Raw genomic sequence first — 17,894 nt, 5'->3', positions numbered from 1 at the left:
TTACCCTGTCAGCGAAGCGGCTCAGGCCGCTCCGCTGACGATGCGATAGCTCGGTCTGTAGGCCGAAGAACCCGGTAGTTTCATCCGGTTCTGGGTCACAAACTGCTCGAGCATGGCTTCGAGCGGTTTTATCAGAGTCGGGTCGCCTGCGATTTCGAACGGCCCCTTCTCCTGAACCTGTCGTATACCACCCTCCTTGACGTTACCGGCAACAATGCCACTGAAGGCCTTGCGCAAATTCGCAGCGATCAGGTGCACAGGCTGGTCCCGATGCAGCTCCAGCGCCCGCATGTTGTCGTGATTGGGCTCGAACGGCAGCTGGAACACCGGGTCGATCTTCAGCATCCAGTTGAAATAATAGGCATCCTGCATGGCGCGCCGGAACGTCTCGACCTCCTTCATTCCTTTTTTCATGGTCTGGGCCACGCGCACCGGATCGTCGATGATGATCTCGTATTTGCTCGCAGCCTCATCCCCGAGGGCGTTCCGGATAAACTTATCGATCATCTCGAAGTATTCCGCGTTTTCCTGCCGGCCGGTAAATACCACCGGGAAGGGCAGATCTGCATTGTCCGGATGCAGCAGGATCCCGAGCAGGTAGAGAATTTCCTCGGCGGTGCCGACACCGCCTGGGAATACAATCACGCCGTGACCACAGCGGACGAACGCTTCCAGGCGCTTTTCAATGTCCGGCATGATGACCAGTTCATTGACGATCGGGTTTGGGGCTTCGGCGCCAATGATGCCGGGTTCTGTAATACCGATGTAGCGACCGTTCTTTACCCGCTGCTTGGCGTGGCCAATGGTGGCACCTTTCATGGGACCTTTCATGGCACCCGGGCCACATCCGGTGCAGATGCTCAGGGCCCTGAGCCCCAACTGATGACCGACATCCTTGCTGTACTGGTATTCTTCATGCCCGATGGAGTGGCCACCCCAGCAGACCACGAGGTCTGGTTGTCTTCCCGCCTGCAGCACCCGGGCGTTGCGGAGAATGTGGAATACGTAATTGGTCAGGTCCTCCGGATCATCCCGGCGAAAACCGGCGGCTGTCTGAGGGATTGAATGCGAGTAGATAATGTCTCGTAAAACCGAGAACAGGTGCTCGCGGATCGCCCTCAGCATTTCGCCATCAACAAAGGCATGGCCGGGCGCATTGATCAGTTCCAGTTTGAGGCCCCGGGGCTGCGGTACCAGGCGGACATCAAAGTCGGCATGAGATTCCATCAATGCCTTGCAGTCGTCAGTCTCGATGCCCGTATTGAGAACCGCCAGCGCGCATTGGCGAAACAGCCGGTAAAGCCCGCCTTCGCTGCGGTCCTTGAGGCGGTTGACCTCATGATTGGAGAGAATTTCAAGGCTGCCCTCTGGTGAGACGAGGGCATTGATGGTGGTTTCCTGCATTAACGGTGAAACTCCTGGATGTTGCGGAAATGCCCGATTTTGAGGCGCGCAGTCAAAAGGGTAGACTAAGGCCTTTCAGTACAATACGCCACCCGACAAAATTCCGATTTATGAAACTGCTTATTCGTCCCGCTCCGGAAGTTGCTATCAAGAGTAAACCCGTCCGTCGCCAGCAGATGCGTCATCTGCGCCAGAACATCCGAAAGCTGCTGGCGCGGCTTGATCCGGAGATTCGGGTTGAAGGCAGCTGGGACAGGGTAGACGTGGAGGTGCCAGACGGTCGCGGGTTGTCCGGGCCGGCCCTTGAGCTGCTTTTGCGCATACCGGGCATTTCCACGATCCAGGAAATCGGAGCGTTTCCATTTGTCAGTCTGGAAGACGTTGCCAAGAAGGCTGTTGAGGCCTTTGCGGACAGGTTGACTGGCAAAACCTTTGCCGTCAGGGCCCGACGTCACGGTGAACACAGTTTCCGCTCTATTGATCTGGAGCGCACCGTGGGTGCCGCGCTTATGCAGGCATCGGGTGCCAGTGGGGTTGACCTGAAATCCCCACAGGTTGAGGTGCGGATTGAAGTCCAGGACGACCAGTTCCATATTGCCCATCGCAAGCACCGGGGGTTGGGCGGCTATCCGCTGGGCAGTGTCGAAAATGTGCTGACCCTGATTTCCGGGGGCTATGATTCGTCGGTGGCGGCTTACCTGATGATGCGTCGGGGTTTGCGCAATCACTTCCTGTTTTTCAACCTCGGAGGCACGGCTCACGAGGTTGGTGTGCGCCAGGTGGTGCACTACCTGTGGGATCGCTACGGTGCCTCCCACAGTGCCAAGTTTATCTCGGTGCCCTTCGAGGGTGTTGTCGCTGAAATCATGCGTTCGGTGAGTCACCGTCACTGGGGCGTGGTGCTCAAGCGTCAGATGCTGATGGCGGCAGCAGAGATTGCCCGCAAAAACAACGCCTCGGGGGTGGTGACAGGAGATGCCGTGGCCCAGGTGTCCAGCCAGACCCTGAGTAACCTCAATGTGGTGGATCGGGCCAGTGACGAAGTGGTCCTGCGCCCATTGGTGTCCATGGACAAGGAATCCATTATCCGCATCGCCAGGGAGATTGGTACCGAAGTCTATGCCCGCAACATGCCGGAATACTGTGGTGTGATTTCCCAGAAGCCGGCCACTCGTGCCAAGTTACACCGGGTAGAGGAAGATGAATCCCGGATGGATTTTTCCGTGCTTGCAAGCGCAATCGAGGCCCGGGAAGAAACGCCGGTCAATCGGTTGCTGGAAACGACCGTGACCCCCGAGGAAGTGGAAATGGTGCAGACGCCCTCCGTGGACGACGTGATCATTGATGTCCGCCACCCTTCCGAGGGGGAGCAGTCACCGCTGAAACTGACTAACAACGAAATTCTGCAGATTCCGTTCTACGAGCTGAATCAACAGCTGCCGGAGTTGCCGGCCAACCGGCAGTATCTCCTGTATTGCGATCGCGGCACCATGAGCCGCATGCATGCGGGGCACCTCAGGGCCGAGGGGCACGAAAACGTAAAGGTTTACGCGCCCGCTGCCTGAAATATCAGCCGGCCAGGCCTTTGAAGAACTGCTGGACGTTCTCGCTCAGGGCGTCCAGGTCATATCCGCCTTCCTGCACCACCAGAGTAGGCAGTCCCAGCTGGCGCACATGGGTGCTGAGCCTGCAGAAACCTTCCGATGATACCGATACTTTGGCCTGGGGATCGTTCTTGTAGATGTCGAACCCGAGGGCCAGAATGATGGCGTCCGGCTGGAACAGCTTGATCGCTGCAAGGGCGTCGTCCAGTTTCGCGAAGAAGTCATCTTCCGTGGAACCATGGGGCATCGGCATGTTGATGTTGTAGCCAAACCCTTCCCCTTCGCCACGTTCGTTCTCGAAGCCGCTGACTACCGGGTAGAAGTTGGTGGTATCGCCGTGGATGGAGATGTACAGCACATCGCTGCGATCGTAGAAAATCTCCTGGATACCCTGGCCGTGGTGCATGTCGGTATCCAGGATAACGATTTTCGGGAACCGGGCCTTCATATGCTCGGCAGCAATTGCGGCGTTGTTCAGGTAACAGAAACCACCGGCGGCATCCCGGCGGGCATGGTGCCCAGGCGGACGGCACACGGCGTACGACGTTCTGTCGCCGGCGATCAGTGCATCAGCCGCACCCAGCGCGCTCTGGGCAGACCAGTACGCGGCATGCCAAGTGTGTTCGCCAATCGGGCAGCTGCCATCGGCCTGATAGCGGGCCGCCTCGGCGAGAATGCCAGTCAGGTGATTCGGGGAGCGGACGAAGATATTCGAAATAACCTCATCGCCCCAGTCATCCATCTGCTTCCAGCGCCGATGCGCAGATTCTAGAAAGCGCAGGTAGCCCAGATCGTGGACTTTTGAAATCGGCCCCGCGCCCTGGTCTGCTGGCTGCAGCACAGAGATGCCCAGTTCCCTGAGTCCGCCCAGCATTTCACCAGTGCGGGCAGGAATTTCCTGGGGCTGGCGCATCTGTCCCCGGGTAAAGTAGGTCTGTGGAACATGCTCATCCTGTGCGGGATGGAAAATGCCTTCATTGTTCGGTCTCCTGGGTGGCTGATCCCCCGAGTATAGGCACACTCAGGCGATGATCAAAAGCCTGCCCTTGACTTTACAGGTTGGGATACAACATCCACTATGAAAGACATAAAACACTGACGCAACCAGATTACCCTTACTGCGCCCCACTCGGGGCGGAGCCAATCACAGAAGAGGAGCCGAGATGATCGAGTCACCCCTGCTGGAAAAGCTGACCGGCTATATCGGTGGTCGCTGGACTGACAATGAACATGGCAACACCTTCGATGTCTATAACCCGGCAACGGGTAAGGTGATCGCCCAGGTCGCATCCATGTCTGAAGACGAAGTGAACGCCGCCGTTGCCTCCGGCAAGTCGGCACTGCGACTGACCAGTCCCTACAGCATCGAGACCCGCCGCAAGTGGCTGGAAGACATCCGGGACGCGCTCAAGGCCAACAAGGAGGAAGTCGGTCGGATCCTGTGCATGGAGCACGGCAAGCCGCTGCAGGAGGCCCAGGGTGAAGTGGATTACGCCGCCGGGTTCTTCGATTACTGCTCCAAGCACATCCAGGCCCTGGATGCCCATACCATTCCGGAAAAGCCGAAAGACTGCACCTGGACGGTCCATTACCGGCCCATTGGTGTCACCGGCCTGATCACGCCCTGGAACTTCCCCATTGGCATGATCGCGAAGAAGCTCTCCGCTGCGCTGGCGGCAGGCTGCCCCTCGGTGATCAAACCGGCCAGTGAAACCCCGCTGACCATGATTGCCCTCTTCAGCCTGATGGATAAGCACACCGACATACCCGACGGCATGGTGAACCTGGTGATGGGTAAAGCCAGCGTGATCGGCAAGGTTCTCTGCGAGAGCCCCGACGTGCCCATGCTCAGCTTTACCGGTTCCACCGAAGTGGGCCGCAAGCTCATTGTCGATACGGCGGATCAGGTCAAGAAACTGGCCCTGGAGCTGGGCGGCAACGCGCCGTTCATTGTCTTTGATGATGCCGATCTGGATGCGGCGGCGGATAACCTCATCGCCAACAAATTCCGGGGTGGCGGTCAGACTTGTGTCTGTGCTAACCGGATTTTTGTGCACGAGAAAGTGGCCGATGCCTTCGGTGAAAAACTGGCCGAGCGGGTCAACAAGATGACCGTCGGCGACGGCATCAACGGCGACGTGGACCTTGGCCCCCTGATCAACCAGGCCGGCTACGACAAGGTCAAGCGTCACGTACAGGATGCCCTCGAAAAAGGCGCTACCCTGGTTGCCGGCAAGAAACCGGAAGATCTGGGTAACGACCTGTTCTTCCCGCCGACCGTCGTGCACGGCGTAAACCGGGATATGTGCTGCTACCAGGAAGAAACCTTCGGTCCGCTGGTGCCCATGGCCCTGTTCCGCACGGAAGAGGAAGTCATCGAAGCTGGTAACGACACCGAGTTCGGTCTCGCCTCCTACGTGTTCACCAACGATGCCGAACGCGCCCAGCGCGTGGCTGCTGGCCTTCGTTTCGGCCACTGCGGCTGGAACACCGGCACCGGCCCGACACCGGAAGCGCCGTTTGGTGGCATGAAAGCCTCTGGTATTGGTCGTGAAGGCGGCCTGGAAGGTCTGTTCGAGTTTGTTGAAGCGCAGACTGTACCAAGGGGTTTTTAACAGAGAAGCCATCTCCAAAGCGAGATAAGCGCGGGGGCGGGGCTCTGTTCAGGACTGTCTGTGGCCAGGGATGGCCACAGCCAAGCGCACATGGATGTGCTCGTAGCGTGTCCTGAACAGAGCCCCGCCCTCGTGCTTTTCCCCTCAAGAAAAGGGCTAACCCAAGCCCAAAAGAAATCCCGCATTTCTCCTGTTATACTCTCAGACCTGTTTATTTAACCAGTAGCGAACCGATTCTTTATGGACGTCTCCCACATCATCGATCCGTTGAACGATGCCCAGCGTGAAGCTGTTACCGCTCAGAACGATCACCTCTTGGTTCTGGCCGGCGCAGGTAGCGGCAAAACCCGCGTTTTGGTCCATCGGATTGCGTGGTTGATGACCGTGGATCGGGTACCGCCCACTGGCATCCTGGCGGTTACGTTTACCAACAAGGCCGCCAAGGAGATGCGTTACCGCATTGAGCAGATGATGGACATTCCGGCTCGCGGCCTCTGGTTCGGCACCTTTCACGGCATCGCGCACCGTCTGCTGCGCTCGCACTGGAAAGACGCTGGCTTGCCGGAGAACTTCCAGGTGCTGGACAGTGACGACCAGCTGCGGCTGATCAAGCGGGTGATGCGGGAAAACCAGATTGATGAGAGCAAGTGGCCGCCGAAGCAGGCCCAGTGGTTTATCAGTAGCCAGAAAGACGAAGGGCTGCGGGTGGATCATATCCAGGAGAATCCGGGCGACCATTTCCTGTCGATCATGCTGAAGATCTATCGCCAGTACGAAAAACTCTGCCAGCAGGGTGGTCTGGTGGATTTTGGCGAGTTGTTGCTCCGATCCCATGAACTGTGGCTGCATCGCCCGGAGCTGCTGGCCCATTACCAGAGCCGGTTCCAGCATATCCTGGTGGACGAGTTTCAGGACACCAACACCATTCAATACGCCTGGCTGCAGGTGCTGGCCAGCAATCGCGTGCCAATGACGGTGGTGGGGGACGACGATCAGTCTATCTACGGCTGGCGGGGCGCCAAGGTCGAAAACATCCAGCAGTACCAGCGGGATTTCCCCAATGCCCGGTTGGTGCGTCTGGAGCAGAACTACCGCTCCACCCAGATGATCCTGAAGGCGGCCAACGCGGTGATCGCCAACAACCAGGGCCGGCTGGGCAAGGAGCTCTGGACCGACGGTCCTGAAGGTGAACCGATCAGCCTGTACGCGGCGTTCAACGAGCAGGACGAAGCCAACTACATTGCCGACAGCATTTCCGCCTGGGTGCAGGACGGCAATCTGCGCAGTGAATCCGCGATTCTCTATCGCTCCAACGCCCAGTCCCGGGTTCTGGAAGAATCCCTGATGCGCCAGGGGATCCCTTATCGGGTCTATGGAGGTCTGCGTTTCTACGACCGCCAGGAAATCCGAAACGCCCTGGCGTACCTGAGGCTGGTCCAGTATCGCCGCGACGATGCAGCATTTGAGCGAGTGGTGAATGTGCCGCCCCGTGGCATAGGCGCAAAAAGTCTCGCTGAACTTCGGGAATACGCCACCGAGCAAAGCATCTCCTTGTGGGAATCCGCCGAGCGGCTGCTGGACGCCGGGCAGGTGAAAGGCCGGGCCAAAACCGGCCTGCAGTCTTTCATTGCGATCATCGAAGGCCTCTCCGAAATGGTCGGCGATGCGTCATTGCATGGCCTGATGAAACAGACCATCGAAAACAGCGGCTTGAAGGATTATCACGCCAGCGAAAAAGGCGAGAAAGGCCAGGCCCGGGTGGAAAACCTGGAGGAACTGGTGAATGCCCTGTCTGATTACGAAGTGGAGGATGGGGTCGACGCGCTGTCGGAATTCATCGCCCAGGCGGCTCTGGATGCGGGTGAGTCCCAGGCCGGGGATCATGAAGACAGCGTTCAGCTGATGACCCTGCACTCTGCCAAGGGCCTGGAGTTTCCCCTGGTGTTCCTGGCCGGTGTGGAAGAGGGGCTGTTTCCCCACGGCATGTCCCTGGAAGAGCCGGGTCGCATGGAAGAGGAGCGCCGACTGGCCTACGTAGGCATAACCCGGGCAATGAAGAAGCTGGTACTCACTTACGCCGAATCCCGGCGTTTGTACGGTCAGGAAAAGTTCAACGCGTTGTCCCGGTTTGTGCGGGAGATTCCGGGCGACTGTCTACAGGAAGTACGGCTGCGAAATACCGTCACCCGTCCGGCCATGGTCGAGCGTCCGAATGAGAGCATGTTCAGCCAGGATTCGGCGCAGCAGTCAGGCTTTAGCCTGGGTCAGCGCGTACGCCATCCCAAGTTTGGCGAGGGCATCGTGATGAATTCGGAGGGTACCGGGCACCATACTCGGGTGCAGGTGAACTTTGATGAGGGCGCCAAGTGGCTGGTTCTGGCGTATGCGCCGTTGGAGGCCTGCTAGTTTGGGTGCGTGCACAGGGTTGGGGTGGCCTTTCCAAAACACGCTCCTTGCGGCACCCCTCCGGGGTCCAGCCTGCAATCACAGATTGCAGTCGTTCGGCTGTCGCATGAAGCTTCGCTTCATAAGCGCTCGGCCTCACCCATGTGGCGCTTGGGCTCCGCCATCCTTGGCTCCGCACAGTTTTGGAAAGGCCACCCCAACCCTGCGCTTCAGACTCTTTGCTGGGCGCCGCGTTTACATAAGAACTGCGTAAATCACGCCCGCCAGAACAATCCGATAGATAACGTACGGCCACATGCCTACCTTGTTGAGCCACTTCAGGAAGAAGTGGATTGCGGTAATGGCCATCAGGAATGAGGTCACTCCGCCAATCAGAAAACCACTCCAGTCGACGATCACATCCGAAGTTGCCACTTCCAGCAGTTTCACTGCCGATGCCAGCACGATGATCGGGATTGCCAACAGGAATGAGAACCTGGAGGCGGTTTCGCGGGTCATGCCCAGGAACAGACCGGCGGTGATGGTAACGCCAGAGCGAGACGTCCCGGGGACCAAAGCCATGGCCTGGGCAATGCCTACCAGGACGGCGTCTTTCCAGTTCAGTTTGTCGAGCGTGCGCTGACGTTTGGGCAGCCAGTCGGCGAGACCGAGCAGCAGGCCGAAGAACAGGGTGGTGAAGAAGATGACTTCCACCGCCCGCAGTTCGTTGTCGATCATATCGAGCAACGCCAGGCCGGCCAGGCCCGCAGGGATGGTGCCGATGACGAGGTACCAGGCCAGGGCGCCCTGGCCAACGATTTTGCGGCGGCTGACGGAAATCATTCCGTCCCGGGCAATACCAAAAACATCCCTCCGGAAATAGAGCACAACCGCCAGCAAGGTCCCGACGTGCACCGACAGGTCGAAGCCTACGCCCTGATCGGTCCAGCCGAACAGCGCCGGGGTGAGGATCAGGTGAGCGGAGCTGGAGATGGGTAGGAATTCGGTCAGTCCCTGGAGAAGGCCAAGGAAAAGGGCCTGGAAAACGTCCATTGCGTGGATTCCGTCAGATTCAGTACGTCAGAAATGTGGCCGCGATATTAGCAGGGTGACGGTGAGCTGAACAGGTAATGCGAGTGAGGCCAGCGCCGTGACCAAAAGCCCGGCGGTGGCCGCCGCGATTTATGCCGGGAACCTATCCCGGGTCTTGTTGGCGATGCGAACGAGCACCAGCATCAGAGGTACCTCCACCAAAACCCCGACGACGGTTGCCAGCGCTGCGCCGGATTGCAGGCCGAACAGTGCGATGGCGGCGGCCACGGCCAGTTCGAAGAAGTTGCTGGCACCAATCATGGCGCCTGGCGCCGCGATGCAATGGCGGACTTTCCACAGCCTCGCCCAGCCGTAGGCCAGGAAGAAAATCAGGAAAGTCTGAACAATCAGCGGCACGGCGATCAGTGCAATGTGCAGGGGATTGTTCAGGATCACTTCACCCTGGAAGGCGAACAGCAACACCAGAGTGACGATCAGCGCCGCCGGGGTGACCGGGCTGAGGCGCTTCATGAAAACGTCGTCGTACCATTGCTGACCGTGCCGCGAGATCAGGGCGCGGCGGGTCAGGTACCCGGCCGCTAGCGGAATCACGATGTACAGGACTACGGACAGCAGCACGGTATCCCAGGGCACCTGTATGTCCGAAATGCCCAGCAGGAAAACAACAATTGGCGCGAAGGCGAACAGCATGATGATGTCGTTGAGAGATACCTGGACCAGGGTGTAGGCGGCATCGCCTTTCGTCAGGTAACTCCAGACGAACACCATGGCGGTGCAGGGCGCCGCGCCTAGCAGGATTGCGCCAGCCAGGTATTCGCTGGCCAGTCCCGGAGCGATCCATGGCTCGAACACCACCATCAGAAAAAACCAGGCAATGGCAAACATGGTGAAAGGCTTGATCAGCCAGTTGACGATGGTGGTGATCGCCAGGCCTTTCGGTTCTTTTCTGACGCCGACCACTGCACTGAAATCAATCTGCGCCATCATCGGGAAAATCATTGCCCAGATCAGAATGGCGATGGGGATGGAGACCTGCGCGTACTCGAAACGGGACAGGGTTTCGGGTACCACTGGTGCGAGCTGACCGAGCGCCACGCCGGCGATGATGGCCAGGGCCACCCATACCGACAGGAACTTGCCGAACAAATCCATGCCGCCGTCGGCGTCTTCAGCCCGGGTTATTTCTGTGTTGGTGCTCATCCTGTTTGATGATTCCTTTACTCGTAGGGACGCTGAATCTATTATGCACAAAATTAGATATTCATAAAACCGAATATACGGAACTCCAGATATGAAGCGCCGCGTTCTATTTGTCTGTACCGCCAACAGTGCCCGTTCCCTGATGGCAGAAGCCTTGCTTCGCGACATGGCGGGGGACCGGTTTGAAGTCGCCAGCGCCGGTACCGAGCCAACCAGGCCCCACCCCATAGCACTGCAGGTGCTGGAGGAAGCCGGCATCTCCACCCAAGGCTTACACAGCAAGCAGCTGGCAGATCTGAAGGAACAGTATTGGGATTACGTGATTACCCTCTGCGAGAAAGCCTCCAGCGAGTGCGGCACGGTCTGCCAGCCGGCCCAGCAGATTGCCTGGGATTTTGCCGATCCGGTACCGGCAAACCGCCACTCCACCTTCGCCCTCACTCTCAAGGAAATCAAAGAGCGCATTGCGCTGTTCGCAATGGTGCATGAGAAAAAAACCGGACCAAAACCCGCCAGCTATGACCCGGTTACAGTATTCAAGGCCATGGCTGACGACTTACGCCTGGCAGCCCTGCTGCTGATTCGAAGCCAGGAACAACTCTGCGTCTGCGAGCTTACGGAAGCCTTTGAGGCGCCCCAGCCAAAGGTCAGCCGGCATCTGGCCACTCTGAGGGATGCAGGCCTGCTGGCCACGGAGCGTCGGGGCCAGTGGATCTACTATTCCCTCAGCCCGGGAATTCCACAGTGGTTGGCCCGGGTGCTCGATGAAACCGCCAGCCATAACGAACAATTGATAGAGAGCCCGCTGGCGCGATTGCTGGCCATGGCAGACCGCCCGGCTGTCCAATGCCTGTAGTGCCCGCGCGGTTAAATTCAGGGAACAGGTCCATCAGGAGCAGATTATGAGCAAAATCAAAGTAGGCATTAATGGATTCGGCCGTATCGGTCGTCTGGCCTTGCGGGCCGCCTGGGGCTGGCCAGACATGGAGTTTGTAGCCATCAACGATCCGGGTGCCGACGCAGCTACGCTGGCGCATCTGCTCAACTTTGACAGCATCCATGGTCGTTGGAGCCATGACGCAACAGCCGATGGAACGGAGATCGAGATCGAAGGGAAGCGCATCCGCGTGACCCATAACCGCACCATTGGCGAAACTGACTGGTCCGGCTGCGATCTGGTGATCGAGGCCAGTGGCGTCAACAAGAAGGTCAGTGCCCTGCAGGCGTATCTGGATCAGGGCGTGAAACGCGTCGTGGTCACCGCACCGGTGAAGGAGGCGGGCGCCAAGAACATTGTGGTTGGTGTGAACGACGATATTTTCGAGCCGGCCAGCGACCGCATTGTGACCGCTGCTTCCTGCACCACCAACTGCCTGGCACCGGTGGTAAAGGTGATTCACGAGAAGCTGGGCATCAAGCACGGCTCTATCACCACCATTCACAGCCTGACCAACACCCAGACCATTATTGATGCGCCCCACAAGGACCTGCGCCGGGCGCGGGCCTGCGGGAGTTCACTGATTCCTACCAGCACCGGTTCGGCAACGGCGATTATCGAAATATTCCCCGAGCTGAAAGGGCGTCTGGATGGCCACGCAGTGCGCGTTCCGCTGACCAATGCGTCGCTCACCGATTGCGTGTTTGAAGTTGAAACGGCCACGGACAGGGATACAGTAAACCAGCTCTTGAAAGAAGCCGCGGAAGGCGAGCTCAAAGGCATCCTGGGTTACGAAGAGCGACCGCTGGTGTCGATCGATTACAAGACCGACCCGCGTTCCTCCATCGTCGATGCCCTGTCCACCATGGTGGTGAATGGCACCCAGGTGAAAATCTACGCCTGGTACGACAACGAATGGGGCTACGCCAACCGCACCGCGGAACTGGCGCGCAGGGTGGGTCTGGCCTGATATGACGGCTGCCATCCGACAGTATCTGGTAATCACCGGCAACTACTGGGCTTTCACCCTTACCGATGGCGCCCTGCGGATGCTGGTAGTGCTGCATTTTCACCAGTTGGGCTACTCGCCCCTGGAAATCGCCCTGCTGTTCGTCTTTTACGAGTTCTTCGGGGTGGTCACCAATCTGGTGGGTGGTTACCTGGGCGCCCGCATGGGGCTGAACCGCACCATGAACATCGGGTTGTTCCTGCAGATTGTGGCGCTGGCCATGCTGGCGGTACCGGCGGCGATGCTGACCGTGCCCTGGGTAATGGCGGCGCAGGCGCTCTCAGGCATTGCCAAGGATCTGAACAAGATGTCCGCCAAGAGCGGCATCAAGCTGCTGGTGCCGGATGAGCAGCAGGGCACCCTGTACAAGTGGGTGGCCATTCTGACGGGCTCCAAGAATACCCTCAAAGGTGTGGGCTTTTTCCTCGGTGGGCTCCTGCTGATGGCGGCCGGCTTCAAGGGTGCCGTGATTATCATGGCGGTGGCTTTGGGACTGGTCTGGCTGTCCAGCCTGTTCCTGCTGGGACAGGATCTGGGCAAGAGCAAAGCCAAACCGAAGTTCAGCGAGATCCTCTCCAAAAGCCGGGCCATCAACGTTTTGTCCGCAGCCCGGATGTTTCTGTTCGGCGCCCGGGATGTCTGGTTTGTGGTGGCCTTGCCAGTATACCTGCACACGGTCTTTGGCTGGGATTTCTGGAAAGTAGGCGGCTTTATGGCGAGCTGGATTATCGGCTATGGCTTTATCCAGACCATTGCCCCGCGCATCACCGGCAACATGGAAGGCAAACAGCCTGCTGTGCTCTGGGCAGCAGCGCTGGCGCTGATTCCGGCGGCGATTGCCATTGGCCTGATGGCGGGCTGGTCACCCCAAATCGTGATTGTTGGTGGTCTGCTGCTGTTTGGCGTGCTGTTTGCCGTCAACTCTTCCCTGCACAGCTATCTCATCGTTAGCTACGCCCGTGGGGATGGGGTGTCGCTGGATGTGGGTTTCTATTATATGTCGAATGCGGCCGGGCGATTGCTGGGAACGATTCTGTCCGGCTGGGTCTACCAGGCCTGGGGGCTGGAGGCCTGCTTGTGGATATCGTCGGGTCTGGTGGCCATGGCCGCGTTGCTGTCGGTTTTGTTGCCGGAGCGTCGGCCAGTGACGGCCTGACCGGGCTTCAGAACCGAATGGCCAGCCCTGCGGCGGCTTCCACCTGCAGGTAGCCGCTGCTGTCGAATCTGAGTTCGCAGCCGCCGGAGCAAAACGCGGAGCCGCCCGAGTTCAGGGCTGTGTAAACGCCACGCAGATCAAGCCTCAGGCGCAGCTGTTCCGTCAGGAAAAACTGGTACCCGCCGCCAATGGACAGGGCGGCCCGGTGGTGGGTTTCATACCGTGAATCGTCCGGCTCTAGGCGGGTAACGCCGAACACACCAGAGACAAACCCGCCGTGATTCTGGCCACCCGGGAAATACAGCCCGCCGAACTGGAGCTGGTAGATGGTCAGGTCGATGGAATCCAGGCCCGGTGCAAACAGACCATTGTCCAGTCGGGCCGAGGTGCTCTGCTGGCCGAAATAAATCTCTCCCTGTTTGCCGGGCTCTGCCAGATCAAAATTGAACACCAGTCCCTGGCTGGCGGAATCCCGGAAGTCGATCTGGTCTGAGGTGCTGGCGCCAGCGGTCTCGATATCCACCGAACTGCTCATGCGAAAACCGGCAAACGGTGCCAGACTGACTTCTGCTGCCAACGGCGGGGCAATCAGTGCAGCTGCCAGTGTGAACGTAACAAGAGATCGAAGCTTCATACATCCCTGGCCTGTGTGGCTGGTTGTTGGCAGGACACTGTGCAATGGTATATCCGTTATGAACATTGGCGAGCCCTGATGAGGCTATCTTGACAGATTTGGTCCTGAAAAATCTCTGTGTTGGCACTCTCAGTAACGTGTCTTTGACGGTACCTGGTGGACAGGTTGTCTGTCTGTCCGGTCCGTCAGGCAGTGGCAAGAGTCGGCTGCTGAGAGCCGTGGCGGACCTGGAGCCCCATGGGGGCACCGTGTCTGTGGCTGATACCTGCCAGGAGGATTTGCCCGCCCACCAATGGCGAAGCCGGGTGGTGATGGTGCCGGCAGACAGCCAGTGGTGGTTTGATGAGGTTGGAGGTCACTTCCCGGATCATGTGAAGGCAGATTTGCCGTCAGCGCTGGGCTTCCCGCCCGAGGTTATGGAGTGGTCGGTAAGCCGGTTGTCTTCCGGTGAGCGGCAGCGGCTGGCGCTCTGGCGGGCCCTGCTGCTTGAGCCTGAGGTTCTCTTACTGGACGAACCCACCGCCAACCTCGACAACGACAGCACAGAAGCGATTGAAACCTGGTTGCTTGAGGAAATCCGGAGGCGGCAGATCGCAGTGCTCTGGGTCGCCCATGATGTTGGCCAGATTCATCGGGTGGCCGATGCCCATTACCGGATTATTGGCACCAGTCTGGAGCGCGCCGATGGAAGTGATTGATCTGGCCTGGTGGAAGTTGGGGCTGGCGGCGCTGCTGGTGCTCGCCCTGGCTGGGACGGGGTATCTGGCCCGACTGGGCATTACCCGAAACCTGTTGATCGCTGCACTTCGAACAGTGATTCAGCTGGCGCTGATCGGGCTGGTTCTGGAGGCACTGTTTGCGTCGTCCGGGTTCTACTGGATCGCCCTGATGGCCCTGGTCATGCTTCTGGTTGCCGGCCGGGAGGTTGTTGCGCGTCAGGGCCGAAGACTCCAGGGCTGGTGGGCGTTCGGTATCGGCACCGGATCGATGTTCGTATCGTCCTTCTCGGTGACGGTACTGGCGCTCTCGGTAGTGATCGGCCCAGACCCCTGGTACACCCCACAGTACGCCATTCCCCTTCTGGGCATGATGCTCGGAAACACCATGACAGGCGTCAGCCTGGCGCTGGATCGTTTGAACGAATCGGTCTGGCGGCAGCGGGCCGTCATCGAAAACCGCCTGATGCTGGGCCAGACCTGGAAGCAGGCACTGGAGGATATCCGGAGGGACGCCATGCGCAGTGGTATGATGCCTTCCATCAACGCCATGGCCGCTGCCGGTATCGTCAGCCTGCCCGGTATGATGACCGGCCAGATTCTCGCAGGCAGCCCGCCGGCAGTGGCGGTGAAATACCAGATTCTGGTGATGCTGATCATCACCGTCGGCACCGGATTCGGTGCCCTGATGGCAGTTTCCTGGGGCGGGCGAAGACTGTTCGACGACCGGGAGCGCCTGCGACTGGACCGACTGGTGAAACAATGATCGACCTGCTACGACGTTACCCCCTCCCTGTGATCGTTCTGGCCCAGCTTTTCGGCACCTCGCTCTGGTTCAGTATCAACGGTGTCTGGTTGTCGCTGGCCGGCGAGCTGGGCCTGACCGAGAGTGATCTCGGGCGGCTGACATTGGCGGTGCAGGCCGGGTTTATCGCGGGCACCCTGACCATTGCGGTGACCGGCCTGGCCGACCGCTTTGGCGCGAGTCGGATCTTTGCGCTGTCGAGCCTGTTGGGGGCTCTGGTTAACGGTGGATTTATTTTCGCTGCCGGTGCGCCGCCGCTCGATTTCCTCCTGCGCTTTGCCACCGGGCTGTGTCTGGCCGGCATCTATCCCCTGGGCATGAAAATGGTAATCGCCTGGACGCCAAAGTACGCCGGGGCTGCCCTGGCCTGGCTGGTGGGCATGCTGACACTGGGAACGGCGCTGCCACACCTGATGCGCGGAGCAACCCTGGGCATGCCCTGGGAGTGGCCTCTGATGGCAGCGTCCTGTCTTGCCGTGGCCGGAGGGCTGCTGGTGTTTCTGCTGGGTGACGGCCCGCACCTGCCTAAAAGCAGCGGGCGATTGCCCCTCAGCCAGGGGCTGGCGGCTCTGCGCATTCCGAGATTCCGGGCAGTGGCCGGTGGTTACTTCGGCCATATGTGGGAACTCTACGCGTTCTGGACATTAACCCCCCTGCTCATCGGCCGGGAGCTGCAGCGGATGGGGCAGAGTGACTCACTTATTCCCTGGTTGTCGTTTGCTGTCATTGGCATTGGTGCGGCAGGTTGCGTCGGTGGTGGCCGGCTCAGCCGAACACGGGGTAGTGAATGGGTGGCCCGGCGAGCCCTGATGGTGTCCGGAGCCTTCTGCCTGGTTTACCCTTGGCTGAACGGACTATCGCCGGCCTTGCTGATCGTTTTGCTGATAGTCTGGGGCATTGCTGTGGTTGCCGATTCACCTCAATTCTCGGCGCTGGCATCGGCAACGGCACCGAGGGAGTCGGTAGGCTCCTCTCTGGCGGTGATGAATGCGGTCGGGTTTGGTCTGACGCTGCCTGCCATCTGGCTGACCAGTGGGCTCTGGGGCCAGTTGAATGTCTGGGTGGTTCTCTTGCTGTTCCCCGGTCCGGTGCTCGGGCTTTGCGCGCTCTCCCGGGCTCGGCCTGAGGTTCAGGCTGGTTAGTGAGACATCGTATGACGACCTCTGGAACCACGCCGAGAATACTCCTTCTGTCTGGCTACGATGCCGCCAGTCACAGGCGCTGGCGGGAGCAGTTAGGCGCCATGTTTCCGCGTTATGAATGGCAGAGTCTTGTTCTGCCGCCCAGGTTCTTCCGCTGGCGTATCCGTGGCAATCCACTGAGCTGGCTGAACGAGCCACTCCTGCAGGAATCCTGGGATTTGATCATCGCCACCTCCATGGTGGACCTGGCAACCTTGCGGGGGCTACATCCGCGCCTAGCCAATACCCCCTGCCTGCTGTACATGCATGAAAACCAGTTCGCCTTCCCGGTATCCAGTGGCCAGAACGCCAGTGCCGATCCGCAGATGGTGAACCTCTATAGCGCGCTTTCTGCCGACTGTGTGGTATTCAACAGTGGCTGGAACCGGAACAGTTTCCTGGCAGGCGCCGACTCTTTCCTCAAGAAGTTGCCCGATGAAGTGCCCGAAGGACTGATCGAAACGCTGCGTGACAAGTCCCGCGTGATACCGGTGCCGATCGAGGACCGGTTGTTTGCTGATCGCCGGTCACTTATGAACCGGGCCTGCCCCCATCTGCTCTGGAACCATCGCTGGGAATACGACAAGGGGCCTGATCGTCTGCTGAAGTTCCTGCAGGTGCTGGACCAGCGTTCGATGCCGTTCAGGTTGAGTGTGGTGGGTGAGCGATTTCGCAGCTATCCGAAGGCATTTGACCGGATCCGGGAACAGTTTGGTCCTTGCATCGAACACTGGGGGTTTCTCGAGAATCGTGAAGACTATGATCAGTTGCTGCGTCAGGCCGATATTGTGATCTCCACGGCACTGCACGATTTCCAGGGGCTGTCGATGCTGGAAGCCATGGCTTCAGGTTGCGTGCCACTGGCGCCGGATCGCCTGGCCTATCGCGAGTACGTGCCGGATCTGTGTCGCTATGAGAGTCATCAGGAAGATGCGGCGCTGGAGGCTGAAGTGGCTGCCGACACGCTTGAACAGCTGCTGGAAGGACAGCTTCTGGCCTGCCCGCCGGAGGGTTGGCGGGCATCCAGCCTGGCCGGCGATTATCATTCCCTGTTCCAGGATTTGATTCAGGCAGGATCAGCCAGTTCCTGAACCTGTTTCTTCTTCAAATCTGTCTCAGATCAATCCCGATCCTTTGCGGTTGGCCCGGCCGATACTAGACTCAGAACTGTCTTTCGGCCTCACCACAAGGAGTC

15 protein-coding genes are annotated in these 17,894 nt (G+C 59.2%); 10 read left to right on the top strand and 5 right to left on the bottom strand.

What is annotated here, in order from left to right; translation table 11 throughout:
* Positions 1-21 precede the first annotated feature (21 nt).
* The gene (ppnN, locus tag HP15_RS16885; protein ID WP_014578587.1) at positions 22-1,404 is read right to left on the bottom strand and encodes a nucleotide 5'-monophosphate nucleosidase PpnN; all 1,383 of its coding nucleotides are present in this window, start codon (positions 1,402-1,404) and stop codon (positions 22-24) included.
* Positions 1,405-1,514: 110 nt separating this feature from the next.
* Between ppnN and thiI the strand changes: the two genes are divergently transcribed.
* Entirely contained in the window at positions 1,515-2,969 is a 1,455-nt protein-coding gene (thiI, locus tag HP15_RS16880; protein ID WP_041645701.1) for a tRNA uracil 4-sulfurtransferase ThiI, read from the top strand.
* 4 nt (positions 2,970-2,973) lie between these two features.
* Here the strand turns inward: thiI and HP15_RS16875 are convergent, their stop codons facing one another.
* Positions 2,974-3,921 (bottom strand): histone deacetylase family protein, encoded by a 948-nt coding sequence (locus tag HP15_RS16875; RefSeq protein ID WP_014578584.1) that lies wholly within the window; start codon positions 3,919-3,921, stop codon positions 2,974-2,976.
* A 250-nt stretch (positions 3,922-4,171) separates the two neighbouring features.
* On the opposite strand from HP15_RS16875, the gene HP15_RS16870 reads away from it, so the two are divergent.
* Both HP15_RS16870 and uvrD read left to right on the top strand, forming a co-directional pair.
* Positions 4,172-5,623 (top strand): NAD-dependent succinate-semialdehyde dehydrogenase, encoded by a 1,452-nt coding sequence (locus HP15_RS16870; protein WP_014578583.1) that lies wholly within the window; start codon positions 4,172-4,174, stop codon positions 5,621-5,623.
* Between the two features lie 240 nt (positions 5,624-5,863).
* Positions 5,864-8,029 carry a DNA helicase II gene (uvrD, locus tag HP15_RS16865; RefSeq protein WP_014578582.1) on the top strand — a complete coding sequence of 722 codons (2,166 nt, stop codon included), beginning with the start codon at positions 5,864-5,866 and terminating at the stop codon, positions 8,027-8,029.
* 234 nt (positions 8,030-8,263) lie between these two features.
* Here uvrD and HP15_RS16860 read toward each other — a convergent pair whose 3' ends face one another.
* Positions 8,264-9,061, bottom strand: coding sequence for an undecaprenyl-diphosphate phosphatase (locus HP15_RS16860; protein WP_014578581.1), 798 nt, complete (start codon positions 9,059-9,061; stop codon positions 8,264-8,266).
* Between the two features lie 129 nt (positions 9,062-9,190).
* Entirely contained in the window at positions 9,191-10,261 is a 1,071-nt protein-coding gene (gene arsB / locus HP15_RS16855; RefSeq protein WP_014578580.1) for an ACR3 family arsenite efflux transporter, read from the bottom strand.
* Between the two features lie 91 nt (positions 10,262-10,352).
* Here arsB and HP15_RS16850 point away from each other — a divergent pair, with 91 nt between their 5' ends.
* Genes HP15_RS16850 through arsJ form a run of 3 tightly spaced genes read left to right on the top strand, consistent with a single transcriptional unit; the run spans position 10,353 to position 13,363 of the window.
* Positions 10,353-11,117, top strand: a complete 765-nt coding sequence (locus HP15_RS16850; protein ID WP_014578579.1) for a metalloregulator ArsR/SmtB family transcription factor — start codon at positions 10,353-10,355, stop codon at positions 11,115-11,117.
* A gap of 46 nt (positions 11,118-11,163) precedes the next feature.
* Positions 11,164-12,168: an ArsJ-associated glyceraldehyde-3-phosphate dehydrogenase gene (locus tag HP15_RS16845; protein WP_014578578.1), complete on the top strand. Its 1,005-nt coding sequence runs from the start codon at positions 11,164-11,166 to the stop codon at positions 12,166-12,168.
* A gap of 1 nt (position 12,169) precedes the next feature.
* Positions 12,170-13,363, top strand: a complete 1,194-nt coding sequence (arsJ, locus tag HP15_RS16840; RefSeq protein WP_014578577.1) for an organoarsenical effux MFS transporter ArsJ — start codon at positions 12,170-12,172, stop codon at positions 13,361-13,363.
* A gap of 7 nt (positions 13,364-13,370) precedes the next feature.
* Here arsJ and HP15_RS16835 read toward each other — a convergent pair whose 3' ends face one another.
* The gene (locus HP15_RS16835) at positions 13,371-13,997 is read right to left on the bottom strand and encodes a hypothetical protein (RefSeq protein WP_014578576.1); all 627 of its coding nucleotides are present in this window, start codon (positions 13,995-13,997) and stop codon (positions 13,371-13,373) included.
* Between the two features lie 89 nt (positions 13,998-14,086).
* Between HP15_RS16835 and HP15_RS16830 the strand changes: the two genes are divergently transcribed.
* Genes HP15_RS16830 through HP15_RS16815 form a run of 4 tightly spaced genes read left to right on the top strand, consistent with a single transcriptional unit; the run spans position 14,087 to position 17,790 of the window.
* Positions 14,087-14,695: an ABC transporter ATP-binding protein gene (locus HP15_RS16830; RefSeq protein ID WP_041645697.1), complete on the top strand. Its 609-nt coding sequence runs from the start codon at positions 14,087-14,089 to the stop codon at positions 14,693-14,695.
* Entirely contained in the window at positions 14,682-15,479 is a 798-nt protein-coding gene (locus tag HP15_RS16825; RefSeq protein ID WP_041645695.1) for an ABC transporter permease, read from the top strand. The genes HP15_RS16830 and HP15_RS16825 overlap by 14 nt, the downstream gene beginning before the upstream one ends.
* Positions 15,476-16,660, top strand: a complete 1,185-nt coding sequence (locus HP15_RS16820) for an MFS transporter (RefSeq protein WP_041645692.1) — start codon at positions 15,476-15,478, stop codon at positions 16,658-16,660. Before HP15_RS16825 ends, HP15_RS16820 begins: the two co-directional genes overlap by 4 nt.
* 11 nt (positions 16,661-16,671) lie before the next feature.
* On the top strand, positions 16,672-17,790 hold the full coding sequence (locus HP15_RS16815) for a tRNA-queuosine alpha-mannosyltransferase domain-containing protein (protein WP_014578572.1): 1,119 nt from the start codon (positions 16,672-16,674) through the stop codon (positions 17,788-17,790).
* Positions 17,791-17,894 lie beyond the last annotated feature (104 nt).

The organism is Marinobacter adhaerens HP15, assembly GCF_000166295.1.
GTDB classification, from domain to species: Bacteria; Pseudomonadota; Gammaproteobacteria; order Pseudomonadales; family Oleiphilaceae; genus Marinobacter; species Marinobacter adhaerens.
The sequence above is the reverse complement of the archived record's forward strand: the minus strand, read 5'-3'. Positions and strand labels throughout refer to the sequence as shown.

Coding starts and splice junctions, on each gene's coding strand:
- ppnN (WP_014578587.1), bottom strand. CDS start 1,404: ATGCAGGAAACCACCATCAATGCCCTCGTCTCACCAGAGGGCAGCCTT.
- thiI (WP_041645701.1), top strand. CDS start 1,515: ATGAAACTGCTTATTCGTCCCGCTCCGGAAGTTGCTATCAAGAGTAAA.
- HP15_RS16875 (WP_014578584.1), bottom strand. CDS start 3,921: ATGCGCCAGCCCCAGGAAATTCCTGCCCGCACTGGTGAAATGCTGGGC.
- HP15_RS16870 (WP_014578583.1), top strand. CDS start 4,172: ATGATCGAGTCACCCCTGCTGGAAAAGCTGACCGGCTATATCGGTGGT.
- uvrD (WP_014578582.1), top strand. CDS start 5,864: ATGGACGTCTCCCACATCATCGATCCGTTGAACGATGCCCAGCGTGAA.
- HP15_RS16860 (WP_014578581.1), bottom strand. CDS start 9,061: ATGGACGTTTTCCAGGCCCTTTTCCTTGGCCTTCTCCAGGGACTGACC.
- arsB (WP_014578580.1), bottom strand. CDS start 10,261: ATGAGCACCAACACAGAAATAACCCGGGCTGAAGACGCCGACGGCGGC.
- HP15_RS16850 (WP_014578579.1), top strand. CDS start 10,353: ATGAAGCGCCGCGTTCTATTTGTCTGTACCGCCAACAGTGCCCGTTCC.
- HP15_RS16845 (WP_014578578.1), top strand. CDS start 11,164: ATGAGCAAAATCAAAGTAGGCATTAATGGATTCGGCCGTATCGGTCGT.
- arsJ (WP_014578577.1), top strand. CDS start 12,170: ATGACGGCTGCCATCCGACAGTATCTGGTAATCACCGGCAACTACTGG.
- HP15_RS16835 (WP_014578576.1), bottom strand. CDS start 13,997: ATGAAGCTTCGATCTCTTGTTACGTTCACACTGGCAGCTGCACTGATT.
- HP15_RS16825 (WP_041645695.1), top strand. CDS start 14,682: ATGGAAGTGATTGATCTGGCCTGGTGGAAGTTGGGGCTGGCGGCGCTG.
- HP15_RS16820 (WP_041645692.1), top strand. CDS start 15,476: ATGATCGACCTGCTACGACGTTACCCCCTCCCTGTGATCGTTCTGGCC.
- HP15_RS16815 (WP_014578572.1), top strand. CDS start 16,672: ATGACGACCTCTGGAACCACGCCGAGAATACTCCTTCTGTCTGGCTAC.